The 14,085-nt window shown below is 72.2% G+C and carries 10 protein-coding genes; 5 read left to right on the top strand and 5 right to left on the bottom strand.

Annotated elements, in window-relative coordinates:
• Positions 1 to 68 precede the first annotated feature (68 nt).
• Positions 69 to 2,540, top strand: coding sequence for a helicase-associated domain-containing protein (locus ACQPYA_RS02720; protein WP_433531057.1), 2,472 nt, complete (start codon positions 69 to 71; stop codon positions 2,538 to 2,540).
• A gap of 6 nt (positions 2,541 to 2,546) precedes the next feature.
• On the opposite strand, the gene ACQPYA_RS02715 is transcribed toward ACQPYA_RS02720, so the two are convergent.
• On the bottom strand, positions 2,547 to 2,789 hold the full coding sequence (locus ACQPYA_RS02715) for a hypothetical protein (RefSeq protein ID WP_433531056.1): 243 nt from the start codon (positions 2,787 to 2,789) through the stop codon (positions 2,547 to 2,549).
• Between the two features lie 478 nt (positions 2,790 to 3,267).
• Here ACQPYA_RS02715 and ACQPYA_RS02710 point away from each other — a divergent pair, with 478 nt between their 5' ends.
• Both ACQPYA_RS02710 and ACQPYA_RS02705 read left to right on the top strand, forming a co-directional pair.
• Positions 3,268 to 4,947, top strand: coding sequence for a DNA repair helicase XPB (locus ACQPYA_RS02710; protein ID WP_433531055.1), 1,680 nt, complete (start codon positions 3,268 to 3,270; stop codon positions 4,945 to 4,947).
• Between the two features lie 308 nt (positions 4,948 to 5,255).
• The gene (locus ACQPYA_RS02705) at positions 5,256 to 7,592 is read left to right on the top strand and encodes an esterase-like activity of phytase family protein (RefSeq protein ID WP_433531054.1); all 2,337 of its coding nucleotides are present in this window, start codon (positions 5,256 to 5,258) and stop codon (positions 7,590 to 7,592) included.
• A gap of 184 nt (positions 7,593 to 7,776) precedes the next feature.
• Here ACQPYA_RS02705 and ACQPYA_RS02700 read toward each other — a convergent pair whose 3' ends face one another.
• Positions 7,777 to 8,511 carry a TIGR03089 family protein gene (locus tag ACQPYA_RS02700; RefSeq protein ID WP_433531053.1) on the bottom strand — a complete coding sequence of 245 codons (735 nt, stop codon included), beginning with the start codon at positions 8,509 to 8,511 and terminating at the stop codon, positions 7,777 to 7,779.
• 64 nt (positions 8,512 to 8,575) lie between these two features.
• Positions 8,576 to 9,811, bottom strand: a complete 1,236-nt coding sequence (locus tag ACQPYA_RS02695) for a hypothetical protein (protein WP_433531052.1) — start codon at positions 9,809 to 9,811, stop codon at positions 8,576 to 8,578.
• Positions 9,812 to 10,138: 327 nt separating this feature from the next.
• Between ACQPYA_RS02695 and ACQPYA_RS02690 the strand changes: the two genes are divergently transcribed.
• The gene (locus ACQPYA_RS02690) at positions 10,139 to 11,080 is read left to right on the top strand and encodes an aminoglycoside phosphotransferase family protein (RefSeq protein WP_433531051.1); all 942 of its coding nucleotides are present in this window, start codon (positions 10,139 to 10,141) and stop codon (positions 11,078 to 11,080) included.
• 58 nt (positions 11,081 to 11,138) lie between these two features.
• Here the strand turns inward: ACQPYA_RS02690 and ligD are convergent, their stop codons facing one another.
• Together ligD and ACQPYA_RS02680 are read right to left on the bottom strand one after the other, a co-directional pair.
• Positions 11,139 to 12,050 carry a non-homologous end-joining DNA ligase gene (gene ligD, locus ACQPYA_RS02685; protein WP_433531050.1) on the bottom strand — a complete coding sequence of 304 codons (912 nt, stop codon included), beginning with the start codon at positions 12,048 to 12,050 and terminating at the stop codon, positions 11,139 to 11,141.
• Positions 12,040 to 12,981, bottom strand: coding sequence for an ATP-dependent DNA ligase (locus ACQPYA_RS02680; protein ID WP_433531049.1), 942 nt, complete (start codon positions 12,979 to 12,981; stop codon positions 12,040 to 12,042). Before ACQPYA_RS02680 ends, ligD begins: the two co-directional genes overlap by 11 nt.
• Before the next feature lie 86 nt (positions 12,982 to 13,067).
• Between ACQPYA_RS02680 and ACQPYA_RS02675 the strand changes: the two genes are divergently transcribed.
• The gene (locus ACQPYA_RS02675; RefSeq protein ID WP_433531048.1) at positions 13,068 to 14,081 is read left to right on the top strand and encodes a Ku protein; all 1,014 of its coding nucleotides are present in this window, start codon (positions 13,068 to 13,070) and stop codon (positions 14,079 to 14,081) included.
• Positions 14,082 to 14,085: the final 4 nt, after the last annotated feature.

The raw sequence follows: 14,085 nt of genomic DNA, 5'->3' as shown, positions 1-14,085 counted from the left end.
GGCCGCCCGGAGCAGCCCGGTCGTCCGATGGGCGGGAGCGGCCCCGGCCGGGCTAGCGTGGAACGACGATGACCACCTCACTCGCCGACCACCTGCGGTCACTGCCCGACGAGTCGCTCGCCGCCCTGCTCCAACTGCGGCCCGACCTCGTCGTACCGGTACCCGCCGACGTCGCCGCGCTCGCCATTCGGGCCCAGTCCCGGGTCTCGGTGTCGCGCGCCCTGGACGGGCTGGACCAGTTCACCATCCAGATCATGGATGCCGCCCGGTTGACCCGTGACCCGGCCGACGGCACCACCTCGGTCGACGGGGTTCTCGCGATGGCCACCACCGGCCCCCGCCCGCCCGCGCCGACCGCCGTCCGGGCCGCCCTCGACCGGCTGCGTGCCCGGTTCCTGCTGTACGGCCCCGAACAGCAGCTTCAGCTGGTCGGTGGCATCGACGAGATCTCCCCGTACCCGGCGGGGCTGGGCCGGCCGGCGGCGGAGCTGGACCCGCGCACGGCCGCGCTCTGTGCGGACCCGGCGAAGCTGCGGCGGACGCTGCTGGCCGCGCCACCGTCGGCCCGGGCGATCCTGGACCGGCTGGCCGCCGGGCCGCCGGTCGGCAGCGTGCCGCCCGGCGCGTTGCAGGCCCCCGCGGCCGGCGTCGTCGACGACCTGCCCCCGGACGAGACCAACGGCGGCGCGCCGACCGGCTCTCCGGTGCGCTGGCTGGTCGACCACCGGCTGCTGGTCCGGGTCGCCGGCGGCAAGGGCGGCAGCACCGGCATGGTCGAGCTGCCCCGGGAGATCGGGCTGCTGCTGCGGCGGGACACCGGACCGCTCGGACCGCTGCGCACCAGCCCGCCGCCGGTGGCCGGCACGCCCCGCGAGCCGAAGGCCGCCGACTCCGCCGGGGCCGGGCAGGCCATGGAGGTGGTACGCCACACCGAGGCGCTGCTGGATCAGCTGGCCGCCGATCCCGCGCCGGTGCTCCGCTCGGGTGGCCTCGGCGTACGCGACCTGCGCCGGTTGGCCCGCGCCACCGGGCTGGACGAGCCGACGGCGGCGCTGCTGCTGGAGGTGGCGTACGCGGCCGGCCTGACCGGCGAGGTCGAGCTGCCCGGCGCAGCCGGCCGGTACGGCGCCGACCAGCAGGTGCTGCCCACCGCCGGGTTCGAGATGTGGCAGTCCGGTTCCCTGGCCCAACGCTGGGAGCAGCTGATCCGGGCCTGGCTGACCATGACCCGGCAGGTCGGGCTGGTCGGCCAGCGCGACGACCGGGACCGGCCGATCACCGTGCTCTCCGCCGAGGCGGAACGGGCCAGCGCGCCGGCCGCCCGGCGGGCGGTGCTCGGTGTGCTCGCCGACCTGGAGCCGGCCGCCGCGCCCACCGTCGACGAGGTGCTGGCACTGCTCGACTGGCGGGCCCCGCGGCGCAGCCGGGGCCGGGAGGCGGCGCACCGGGAGGTGCTCGCCGAGGCGGCCACGCTGGGCGTGACCGGGCTGGGGGCGCTCACCTCGTACGGGCGGCTGCTGCTCGCCGAGGCGACGGCGACCGAGGACCGCGACACGGAGGACCCGCTCGGGCTTCGGGCCGACGCCGAGGACGGCCGGGGAACGGCGGTGCGGGCGCTGGACGCGCTGCTACCCGCCCCGGTGGACCACTTCCTCGTGCAGGCCGACCTGACCGTGGTGGTGCCCGGACCGCCCGAGCCGGCGCTCGCCGCCGAGCTGGAGGTGATCGCCGAGCCCGAGTCGGCCGGCGGGGCGAGCGTGCACCGGGTCACCACGGGCAGCGTGCGGCGGGCGTTGGACGCCGGCTACTCCGCCGACGATCTGCACGCGCTGTTCCGGCGGCGGTCCCGTACGCCGGTGCCGCAGGGGTTGGCCTACCTGGTCGACGACGTGGCGCGCAAGCACGGCGGGCTGCGGATCGGCTCCGCCGGGGCGTACCTGCGCAGCGACGACGAGGCGCTGTTGGCCGAGGTGCTCGCCGACCGGCGGGTAGAGGGGCTGGCGCTACGCCGGCTCGCGCCGACCGTGCTGGTCACCCCGCACCAGGCCGGCCGGATGCTGACCGTGCTGCGGGAGGCCGGCTACGCCCCGGTGGCCGAGGATGCCACCGGCACGGCGGTGCTCACCCGCCAGAAGATCCGGCGGGCGCCGGCCCGGGTGTCGGTGGCCACCCGGGCACTCGACCCGCTCGCCACCCCCCGCCTGCCCCTGCCGCGCCTGTTGGGCGTGGTGGAGCAGATCCGCCGAGGGGACGCGGCGGCGCGGGCGGCCCGACGGGCACCCGCGGCGGTACGGGGCGCGGCACCGACCGGGCCGACCCCGGTGCCCAGTCACAGCGACGCCCTGGCCGTGCTCCAACAGGCGGTCCGCGACAAGGCGCTGGTCTGGGTCGGCTACGTCGACGCACACGGGGCGACCGCGTCGCGGCTGGTGCGGCCGGTCTCACTCGGCGCGGGGTACCTGCGCGCGGAGGACGAGCGGACCGAGATGCTGCACACCTTCGCGCTGCACCGGATCACCGCGGCGGTGCTGGAGAAGTGAGACGGGTCAGCGCCGGCTGCGCCGTACCGACCCGACAATCGCCACGACCAGCAGCAACGCGAACCCGGTGCCGGCCGCCTCGCCGACCGAGTCGATGAAGCCCTGCTGGAGGACGAGCCAGCCGAAGAGGAACCAGCCGAAGAGGAGCACCCCGACCACCGCGTACGCGACCACCGTGGCGGTGGAGACGGGTGCCGTCGCCGGCTCGGCCTGCTCGCGCTCGGGGATCACTTCCTGATCGATGGACATGTGCCCTCCCCCGTTCGGTCCGGCCCTGCCATCAAGAGTGTCACTCTGGACGGCTGCGGACCAGCACCACCGCGTACCGATCCGGTCCGGGTGGTACCCAGGGTGGCGCGGCGGCGAAACGGAGGAGTGTTCGCCGGTCCGGCGTCCGGGCGCGCCGCTCGCCCCCGTTGGCTGGCCCGCGGCGACGGTGACGGCCCCCGCTTTCCTGGCCCGTCTGACCGCGGATCGAACGCGCACGCACCGGCGCCGACCGGCGTGACGACTGCGAGGGCGGTGCGGCGGCCCGGTTGCGAACTCCCGGGCCGCCACCCTCGACACCCGTCTCACCTGCTAGACGGTTCAAAGCAGCAGGTTGGTTGCGCGCACGGTGAACATTTCTTGACGCCGATCCGGACGTGCAACACTGGATGGTCGCCCTGAGGCAGGTCAGGCCGCCGCCCGGGCGGTCGGATCAGCCGTACGGAGGAGGAGATTCGGCGTGAGTGGTGGACCCCTGATCGTGCAGTCGGACAAGACCCTGCTGCTGGAGATCGACCACCCCGACGCGCAGGCCTGCCGGATGGCCATCGCGCCCTTCGCCGAGCTGGAGCGTTCCCCCGAGCACGTGCACACCTACCGGCTGACTCCGCTCGGGTTGTGGAACGCCCGCGCCGCCGGCCACGACGCCGAGGGCGTGGTCGACGCGCTGATCAAATTCTCGCGGTACCCGGTGCCGCATGCCCTGCTGGTCGACGTGGCCGAGACCATGGACCGGTACGGCCGGCTCCAGCTCGCCAACGACCCGGCGCACGGCCTCGTCCTACGCGCCCTGGACCGGGTGGTGCTGGTCGAGGTCGCCAAGAGCAAGAAGCTGGCCGGGATGCTCGGCGCGAAGCTGGACGACGACACCATCGCGGTGCACCCGTCCGAGCGGGGGCGGCTCAAGCAGGCCCTGCTCAAGCTCGGCTGGCCGGCGGAGGACCTGGCCGGCTACGTGGACGGCGAGGCACACCCGATCGAGCTGGCCGAGGCCGGCAAGGACGGCGGCCGGCCGTGGACGCTGCGGTCGTACCAGCGGGAGGCGGTCGAGGCGTTCTGGGCCGGCGGCTCGGGCGTGGTGGTGCTGCCCTGCGGGGCCGGCAAGACGCTGGTGGGCGCGGCGGCGATGGCCGAGGCGAAGGCGACCACCCTGATCCTGGTCACGAACACGGTCGCCGGCCGGCAGTGGAAGCGGGAGCTGATCGCCCGCACCTCCCTGACCGAGGCGGAGATCGGCGAGTACTCCGGCGAGCGCAAGGAGATCCGCCCGGTCACCATCGCCACGTACCAGGTGCTCACCTCGCGGCGCGGCGGCGCCTTCACCCACCTTGACCTGTTCAACGCCCGCGACTGGGGCCTGGTCGTCTACGACGAGGTGCACCTGCTGCCCGCGCCGATCTTCCGGTTCACCGCCGACCTACAGGCTCGCCGCCGGCTCGGGCTGACCGCCACCCTGGTCCGCGAGGACGGTCGGGAGGGCGACGTGTTCAGCCTGATCGGCCCGAAGCGGTACGACGCGCCCTGGAAGGACATCGAGTCGCAGGGCTGGATCGCCCCGGCCGAGTGCACCGAGGTCAGGGTCACCCTGACCGACGCCGAGCGGATGTCGTACGCGACGGCGGAGGCCGAGGAGCGCTACCGGATGGCGGCCACCGCCCGCACCAAGCTGCCGGTGGTCCGCGCCCTGGTGGACCGGCACCCGGGCGAGCAGACGCTGGTCATCGGCGCGTACATCGACCAGTTGCACCAGCTCGGCGAATACCTGGACGCCCCGATCGTGCAGGGCTCGACCACCAACAAGGAACGCGAGCGGCTCTTCGACGCGTTCCGCTCCGGGGAGATCTGCACCCTGGTGATCTCCAAGGTCGGAAACTTCTCCATCGACCTGCCCGAGGCGGCGGTGGCGATCCAGGTTTCGGGCACCTTCGGCTCCCGCCAGGAGGAGGCGCAACGGTTGGGCCGGGTGCTCCGCCCGAAGTCCGACGGCCGGCAGGCGCACTTCTACACGGTCGTCTCCCGGGACACCATCGACACCGAGTACGCCGCCCACCGCCAGCGCTTCCTCGCCGAGCAGGGCTACGCGTACACCATCATCGACGCCGACGACGTCCTCGGACCGCCCCTACCGACGGTCGACTAACCGGCTAATCGATCATAACGGCGACCCGACGCGCAGGCGGCTTGAGGCGGGCCGGCGGCTCACGCTTTGCCCTGCTCGCCACGATCAATCCGTCGGTAAGCCGCTCGCCGTTGGGTTGAATCCGAGATCTTGGACAGTTTCCGTTCGAGCCGAACAGTAAGTTTCCAGGATCTACCCGATGCCTCCCGATGTGTGGGATCAGCCTCCGGCCTGCTCGGCGTGCTGTTCGCCCGCTGTTCACGGTGGCGACAGCCGGTGCTCGGCCGCGCCTGCCAGCCTCCGTCCGTGTCTGCACAGACGGAGGACCAGTGACCAGCAAGAGATCGTTCCCCAGGCTGGCGGTGGCCGGAGCCACCATTGCCGCCCTCGCCATCACCGGCACGGCCCACGCCGCCCAGAAGCCCACCGCCCAGAAGAGCACGACGCAGAAGCCGCACGGGCCGGCGAAGAGCTTCGACCGCACCGCCACCTACCCGGTCTTCCTGAACCGCCCGGCCGGCGAGGACCCGGCCACCGAGACGGTGGCCGAGATCTCCGCGATCAGCGAGGACGGCCGCACCCTGGTCTACACCGACGCGGCGGCCCGCCGGATCGGCTTCCTCGACTTCTCCCGCGCCGACAAGCCGCGCGGCCTCGGCACGCTCTCCCTGACCCAGCTCGGCGACGCCGAGGACGAGCCGACCTCGGTGGCCGTGGTCGGCCGCTACGTCCTGGTCGTGGTCAACACCAGCGCCAGCTTCGCCGACCCCGCCGGCCGCCTCGACGTGATCGAGCTGGCCACCCGCAAGCGGGTGCGCAGCATCGACCTCGGCGGCCAGCCCGACTCGATCGCGATCAGCGCCGACCGGCGGTACGCGGCGATCGCCATCGAGAACGAGCGGGACGAGGACGCCACCCCGCCCGGCGGCAAGAAGGGCGACCTGCCGCAGGCGCCGGCCGGCTTCGTGCAGATCGTCGACCTGGCCGGCACCAACCCGCAGCGGTGGTCGCTGCGGACCGTACCGCTGACCACCGCCGACGGCCGGGCGCTGCCCGCGCTGGCCGCCGCCGGGATCACCGAGCCCACCGACCCGGAGCCCGAGTACGTCTCGATCAATGGGCGTAACCAGCTCGCGGTGACGCTCCAGGAGAACAACGGCATCGTCCTGATCGACCTGCCCACCGGCCGGATCACCGGCGCGTTCTCGGCCGGCACCGCCTCGGTGGAGCGGATCGACACGGTCAAGGACGGCGTGATCGACCTGACCGGCTCGATCACCGACGTACCCCGGGAGCCGGACGCGCTGGCCTGGATCGACGACCGCTACCTGGCCACCGCCAACGAGGGTGACTGGCGGGGCGGCACCCGGGGCTGGACGGTCTTCGACAGCCGCACCGGCCGGGTGGCCTGGGACGCCGGTAACAGCTTCGAGTGGCTGGCCGTCCGGCACGGCCTGCACAACGAGGACCGGGCGGGCAAGAAGGGCACCGAACCGGAGGGGCTGGCCGTCGCCGAGTACGGCGGCACCCGCTACGCCTTCGTCGGCTCGGAGCGCAGCAACTTCGTCGCCGTCTACGACGTGAGCAGGCCGACCGCCCCGGTGTTCAGGCAGGTCCTCGCCACCACGAACGGGCCGGAGGGGCTGCTGCCGATCCCGTCCCGTGGGCTGCTCGCGGTCTCCAGCGAGACCGACGACGCCACGGTCGGCGTGCGTGCCTCGGTGGCGCTGTACCAGCTCGGCAGGGGCACTCCCGGGTTCCCGAGCATCGTCTCCGGCCCGGACGCCACCGGCGCGCCGATCGGCTGGGGCGCGCTCGGCGCCCTCTCCGCCGCCCCGAAGCAGCCGCACCTGCTCTACAGCGTGACCGACGCGGCGTACGCGAAGACCCAGATCTTCACCATCGACGCGCGCAAGAGCCCGGCGGTGATCAGCAAGGCTCTGCCGGTCCGCGACGAGCGCGGCGAGCCGATCGGCTACGACGCCGAAGGCATCTTCGCGCGCCCGCAGGGCGGCTTCTGGCTGGCCGTCGAGGGGGCCAGCGGCCCGGAGAACAAGCTGGTCCGGCTGGACGACGCCGGGGTGACCCGGCAGGTCGTGCCGCTGCCTTCGGAGATCGCCGCCGGTCTGGCCAAGCAGGGCTTCGAGGGGGTCACCGCGACCACCGACAAGCGCGGCCGGGAGATCGTCTGGGCGGTGCTCCAGCGGGAGGTCGCCACCGATCCGGCCGGTGTGGTCCGGATCGGCCGGTACGACGTGACCGCCGGGACGTGGAGCTGGTTCGGCTACCGGCTGGAGCGCACCGACGTCCCCGGTGACTGGATCGGACTCTCCGAGATCACCGTGGTCGGCGACCGGCTCGCGGTGATCGAGCGGGACAAGCTGAACGGCCCGGCCGCCGCGATCAAGCGGATCTACACCGTGCCGCTGCCGGCCGGCCCGGCCGCTCCCGGCCCGCTGACGGTGCTGCCGAAGCGGCTCGCCCTGGACGTCCTGCCGGCGCTGCGCGCCACCGACGGCTGGACCCAGGAGAAGCTGGAGGGGCTGACCGTGGCCGGCAACGGCCAGGTGTACGCCATCACCGACAACGACGGCCTGGAGAACTCGACCGGCGAGACCGTGCTGCTCCGCCTGGGCACCAGCGCCAAGGTCTTCGGCCGCCGCTGACCAACCACTGACCGACGACGCCGGCCCCGGGGTTCGCCGCCCCGGGGCCGGCGTCGTCACCGGTCCGCGCCTCCAACCAGGCTCGGCGTCGTCGACCATCCGCGTCTGCGCTCGGGACCGGTGTCGTCACCGGTCCGTGTTGCCGCCGGGTCCGGGACGGCGCGGCGACTGCGGGCGGGCCCGGTCAGAGCACCCGGGTCACCTGCTCGGTGGTGGCGACCAAGTCCCGGTCCGCCGGGTCGAGGTTGGCGCAGAGCACCACCGACGCGCCCGCCGACAGCGGGGCGAGCAGCCACTTCAACGGCTGGTCGTGCTCGGTGACGTCGACCAGCAGGCGGTCACCGACTCGCAGGTCGAGTTGTTCGGCGACCGCCTGGGCCACCCGGCCCCACTCGTCGTAGCTGGTGCCGTCCGGGCTGGCCGGATCGGACGCGTGCAGCGTGGGGCGATCGGCCGGGGCGGCACCGTGCCGCAGCACCTCCACGGACCAGTCGAGCCAGCCGGCCGGCACGTCGGCCAGCGGCTCCGGCCCGGTGCCGACGAGGTAGCGGTGCAGGCCGTCGGGGACGTCCTCCAACCAGTCGTCGAGTCGTTCCGGGCTGACCAGGACGGCGTCGTACGGCCGGTCGCCGCCCGGCTCCAGCACCGGCAGCCCGGCGGTGGCACGCGGCCGGAACGAGACTTCCAGCCCCACCGCCCAGGCTCCCAGCAACACCGCGGCGGTACGCCAGTGCGGCGGCAGCAGCACCGCCACCCGGCTGCCCGGAGCCAGTCCGCACCCGTCGCGCAGCAGGCCGGCGGCCCGGGCCGACCACTCGCCCAGTTCCGCGGCGGTCAGCTGCTGACGATGCCCGGTGCGGTGGTCGAGGTAGGTGAGCAGTGGCTGCTCCCGCTCGGCGAGACCGACGACGGAAAGCACAGGCGGGGCAGCAAGCATAGGTACGTAATACTACGGGCTGCCCCGCCCTGTCGAGCCCGTCGGATTAGTTCCGGAACCGGAAGTAGTGCCAGTCGCCGTTGGTGGCCCTGTGCGCGGCGGTGCCGGCGAACTTGGCCCGTACCCGGTAGTTGACGCCGACCGTCCGCTTCCCCTTGTAGGTGTAGTTGCCCTGGCTGGCGGAGTTCAGCTTGTGGCACTTGCTGGTCGACACGGTGCGCCACTTGCCGGACTTGTACGCCTGCACCGTGTAGTACATGCAGACGCCCTTGTGGTTCTCCGGTGACACCCAGCTCCTCGTCACCGGGTTGCTCTTCCGCTGGAAGATCCGGTATTTGCCCGACTTCGTGAAGGAAGCGCCGCCCACGGCGTTCGCGACGTTCACCGACGGCTTCACCGCCGAGCTGACCTTGGCGGATGCATACCGGTGGTCCCCGGTGAACCGTGCCGTGTAGACGGTCCGTTTGTTGATGATGTTGGTGGCATTCAGGTTGCCGGACGAGTTCACCTTGCCGCACTTGAGCGGGTACTCGTACTCGCCGTGAGGTTTCGCGTACAGGCAGACCTTGCGGTTGGTGTAGGTCTTGCCCAGGTACGCGGTCACCTTCACATTCGGAGCCCAGCTCTTGGTGTCCGCCTTCGTGGTCAGGCGCAGCGTGGTGGGAGCGCGGGAGATGCTCACGACGGCCGACCGGGTCGACCCGGTGACGAAGTTGTCACCCACGAACGTCACGGTGTAGGTGTTGTTGCCGCCGACCGGCGGGGTGTCGCTGAAAGAGAACGCGCCGGCCGGGTTGGCCGTGACTACCGGCAGCGTGGTGCTACCGGCGGCGTCCTTGCGCACCACCTGCAATCTCCACGGTGCCGGCAGGGGCTTCCCGCTCAACGTCAACGTCCCGCTGACAGTGAGCTTCGCGGCGCGCTTGCCGCTCGTCGGCGCCGTCAGGGACAGCGCCGACGTGGTGCCGTCCACCAAGACAGTGAAATCCCGAGACTCGGGCGCCTGCGAGGCGGTGCCGGAGTAGTGGAACGTGTAGGTGTTGTCGCCATGGTGGATCGGTGTGTCGGTCATGACGAAGCCGCCGCCGGCGTCGGTGATCACGTCCGGCAGGGTGTGGTAGCCCAGCGCGTCCACCCTCCGTACCCGAAGCGTCTGGGCGGACGTCACCTCACCGGGGAAGAACGACAGCCGGCCCTCGAACTCCACCGCCCCGTCCTCGCCGGACGACCAGTCCGCGTCGATGGAGCTGCTGGTCCCGGCCCACGACGGCGGTACGGCCATACCGGAACCGGGCGATGCCGCCACGACGGATGCGGCACCCAGTGCCGCGACCATGAAACGCGCGATCAGCTTTCGCCGCACGAGACCCCCGTATTGTCAAGATCAGCTATTACCGAACTTGAGAGGGTAGGGGCACGGTCGCGGCGGGCAAAGGCCCTGAGGGTTGGCGATCACCATCCTTTCGTACGAGATGCCACGAGCGGCGGCACGGGTCCTGGCGAGGTGAGCGGCGGGTGGCCCCGGTGCATCGCCTCGGCGGGCACCCGGAGCGCCTCGGGCCACCGAAACCGCGTTGCCGTCGGGCCGGCGTCCACCAAGGATGACGTCATGCCTTCGACCAGCGAGGACAACACTTCCCCGGCTCCCCTCGACGGCCGCGCCGGGATCGACGCCGCGCTGGTGAAGCGACTGATCGCGACACAGTTTCCACAGTGGAGCGACCTGCCGGTGACCCCGGTGGAGGTCGACGGGTGGGACAACCGGACATACCGCCTGGGCGAGGAGATGACCGTACGCCTGCCCACCGCCCCCGGTTACGCCCCCGCCGTGGCCAAGGAGAACGAGTGGCTGCCCCGGCTGGCGCCCGAGCTGCCGGTCGCCGTCCCGCCGATCCTGGGCCTGGGCGAGCCCGGCGCGGGATACCCCTTCCCATGGTCGGTACGCGGCTGGCTGCCCGGCACCACGGCCGACCGGGGGCGCATCGACGACCTGACGCGCTTCGCCGTCTCGGTGGCCGAATTCCTCCGCGCCCTGCAACGCTGCGACGCCACCGGCGGCCCGCTCGCCGGGAAGCAGAGCTGTTACCGGGGTGCCTCGCCGGCCCACTACGACGAGGAGACCCGTCGCCTGCTGGCCGCGCTCGCCGGTCAGGTCGACGTGGACCGGGCCGCCGCAGTGTGGGAGGCCGCCCTGGCCGCCGAGTGGCGCGGCACGCCGGTGTGGTTCCACGGCGACATCGCGGTGGGAAACCTGCTGGTCGCGGACGGGCAGCTGAGCGCGGTCATCGACTTCGGCACCTCCGGCGTGGGCGACCCGGCCTGCGACCTGGTGCTCGCCTGGACGATGCTCTCCGGCGCCAGCCGCGAGGCTTTCCGGGAGGCGGTCGGGCAGGACGACGGCACCTGGGCGCGGGCCCGCGGCTGGGCCCTGTGGAAGGCCCTGCTGCTGGTGAGCCAGCACCTGGGGGGCAACCCCGAACTAGCCACCGCCAACCAGCGCGTCATCGCCGAAGTCCTCGCCGACCACGATCAGCACTCGCACACCACCTGACCGACGGGGTTAATAGGGGGCCCCTCCTATACCGGAGGCGTTAACAAGGGGCCCTTCCTTACACCGGGAGGGTGGGGCCGGGGGTGAGGAGGGGGGTGAGGAGGTCGCCGTACTCGTCGATCCGGCCCAGCACCTCAGCGGCGGTGAACGGCCGGGACGACGGCCGCCTGCCGGCGGCGCCGGCGGAGACCTCGTCCCAGGTCAGCGGGGTGGAGACGGACGGCACCGGCTGGGCGCGCAGCGAGTACGGCGCCACGGTCGTCTTCGCCGCGTTGTTCTGACTCCAGTCGATGAAGACCTTTCCCGGGCGAAGGTTCTTCGCCATCCTCGACACGACCAGTTTCGGGTGCTCGCGCTCCACTTCCTGGGCGATCCGCCGGGCATAGGCCGAGACGTCGTCGGCGTCCTGTGTGCCGGCGATCGGGCAGCTGAGCTGCATGCCCTTCTTTCCCGACGTCTTGGCGTACGAGTCGACCCCGTCGAGCGCCAGCCGGTCCCGCAGCAGCAACGCCACCTGGCAGCACTGTCGCAGCGTGGCCGGCGCCCCGGGGTCCAGGTCGACCACCATCAGGTCCGGATGCTCGCCGACCTTCCACTGCGGGGTGTGCAGTTCCAGGGCGGCGAGGTTGGCCAGCCAGACCAGGGTGGGCAGGTCGTCGGCGAGCACGTAGTCGATGGTCTCCCGGCCCTTGGTGGAGCCGGGCGCGGGGAGCGTCTCGACGCGTACCCACGGCGGGGTGGCGGCGGGGGCGTTCTTCTCGAAGAAGGAGTTGCCCGCCACCCCGTTCGGGTAGCGGATCCGGGTGAGGGCCCGGTCGTGCAGGTGCGGCAGCAGCACCGGCGCGACCCGGGTGTAGTAGTCGATCACCTCGCCCTTGGTGAACCCGGCCGCCGGGTAGAGGATCTTGTCCAGGTTGGAGAGTTCCAGGGTCCGGCCCTGCACGTCGACCCGGAGCCGGTCAGCTGGCATCGTCGACCTCCTCGGCCGGCTTGTCCGGGCGCAGTCGCAGGATCCGGGGGAACCGCAGCCGCCCGTCCGGGGTGCGCTGCCCGTACTTGATCTCGACCACCACCCGGGGCGTCACCCAGATCGCGCCCCGGGCATCCTCGCGGGGCACGTCCCGGCCGAACGGCGACGCGATGGTGCGCAGTGGCTCCAGCTCACGCAGCAGCTCGCGTTCGAGGGCCGCGCCGATCCCGCCGCCCACCCGCCCCCGGAAGATCAGTCGCCCGCCGGTGCCGGGCACCCCGACCAGCAGTCCGCCGATCTTCCGCGCGCCGGGCCGCCAGCCGCCGACCACGAAGTCACCGGTCACGTCCAGCTTGACCTTCGTCCAGTCCGGCGTGCGGACCCCGGGTCGGTAGGTCGAGTCGACCCGTTTGGCCATCACCCCCTCCAGGCCGTGCTCGCCGGCCGCCTCGTAGGTGGCCGGGCCGTCGAAGAAGACCGGGGGCACCGCCCACCGCGCCGCGCCCAGTCCCAGGCCGTGGAGGGCCTCCCGGCGTCGGGCGTACGGCCAGCCGGTGAGGTCGGCCTCGCCGAGCCGCAACAGGTCGAAGATCATGTACGTGACCGGGACGGTCGCCGCCAGCCGGGCCGCCTTCGCCGGGTCCCGCACGTGCATCCGTTCGGCCAGGGCGGTGAAGGACGGCCGCCCGGCCGGATCGAAGAGCACCACCTCGCCGTCGAGCAGCGCGTCGTCGACCTGCTCGGCGAGCGGGATCAGTTCGGGGTACGCGGTGGTGATCTCCACGCCGGAGCGGGCGTACAGGCGTTGCCGTCCGGCGGCGATGTCGGCGAGCGCGCGTACCCCGTCCCACTTGAACTCGTACGCCCAGCCGGCACCGACCGGGAGTTGCCCGGTCATCGCAAGCATCGGCTTGAGCGGCGGGCCGGACACGAAATGACTGTAGTAGCAGGCCAAACACGTCACGTCCGGTTCACTGGAGATGCGAGCATGGTCGATACCGGGGAAGGGGGCGCTGGATGCGGGCCATCTGGAAGGGGGCCGTGTCGTTCGGCCTGGTCTCGATCGCGGTGAAGCTCTACTCCGCGACCGAGGAGAAGGACATCCGGTTCCATCAGGTACACCGCTCCGACGGGGGGCGTATCCGGTACAAGCGCACCTGCCAGGTCTGCGGCGAGGAAGTCAGCTACGACGACATCGCCAAGGGCTACGACATCGGCGGCGGCGAGATGGTGATCCTCACCGACGCCGACTTCGCCGACCTGCCGTTGAGCACCTCGCACGCGATCGACGTGCTGGAGTTCGTGCCGGCCGAGCAGGTCGACCCGATCCTGTACAACAAGGCGTACTTCCTGGAGCCGGAGGGCACCGCGACCAAGCCGTACCTGCTGCTGCGGGACGCGCTGACCGACTCGGAGCGGGTGGCCATCGTCAAGGTGGCGCTGCGCCAGCGGGAGCAGCTGGCCACCCTGCGGGTCCGCGACGGCGTGCTGCTGCTGAACACGATGCTCTGGCCCGACGAGATCCGTAAGCCGGACTTCGGCTTTCTCGGCGAGGAGCTGAAGGTCCGGCCGCCCGAGCTGGCCATGGCCAGCTCGCTGATCGACTCGATGGCCGGCGACTTCCATCCCGACGAGTTCACCGACGACTACCGGGCGGCGTTGCAGGAGGTCATCGACGCCAAGGTGGAGGGCCGCGAGGTGGTCCAGCCGGAGGAGGTCGAGGAGGCCCCGGCCGCCGCCGTGGACCTGATGGCGGCCCTCAAGGCGTCCGTCGAGCGAGCCCGCGCGGCCCGTGGCGAGGAGCCGTCCGGGGGCGCCGGCGCGCCGACGCCGATCACCGCCGCGCGTTCGGCCCAGAAGAAGGCCGCCGGTACGACCGCGAGGAAGGCCCCGGCGAAGAAGACCGCCGAGAAGAAGGCCACCGCGGCGAAGAAGACGACCGCCAAGAAGGCCCAGACGGGCACGAAGACCGCCGAGAAGAAGGCGACGAAGACAGCCACGAAAAAGACAAGCCCTCGTAAAACCGCCTGATCAA

The organism is Micromonospora sp. CA-263727 (genome assembly GCF_050942455.1).
In the GTDB taxonomy this organism is placed as follows: domain Bacteria; phylum Actinomycetota; class Actinomycetes; order Mycobacteriales; family Micromonosporaceae; genus Micromonospora.
Note: the sequence above shows the minus strand (reverse complement) of the source record. Positions and strands in the feature narration are given on the sequence as shown.

What these genes read in the sequence shown, in the direction of transcription:
- ACQPYA_RS02720 (WP_433531057.1), top strand. Translation starts at nt 69, where the DNA reads ATGACCACCTCACTCGCCGACCACCTGCGGTCACTGCCCGACGAGTCG.
- ligD (WP_433531050.1), bottom strand. Translation starts at nt 12,050, where the DNA reads ATGCCAGCTGACCGGCTCCGGGTCGACGTGCAGGGCCGGACCCTGGAA.
- ACQPYA_RS02690 (WP_433531051.1), top strand. Translation starts at nt 10,139, where the DNA reads ATGCCTTCGACCAGCGAGGACAACACTTCCCCGGCTCCCCTCGACGGC.
- ACQPYA_RS02695 (WP_433531052.1), bottom strand. Translation starts at nt 9,811, where the DNA reads ATGGCCGTACCGCCGTCGTGGGCCGGGACCAGCAGCTCCATCGACGCG.
- ACQPYA_RS02715 (WP_433531056.1), bottom strand. Translation starts at nt 2,789, where the DNA reads ATGTCCATCGATCAGGAAGTGATCCCCGAGCGCGAGCAGGCCGAGCCG.
- ACQPYA_RS02675 (WP_433531048.1), top strand. Translation starts at nt 13,068, where the DNA reads ATGCGGGCCATCTGGAAGGGGGCCGTGTCGTTCGGCCTGGTCTCGATC.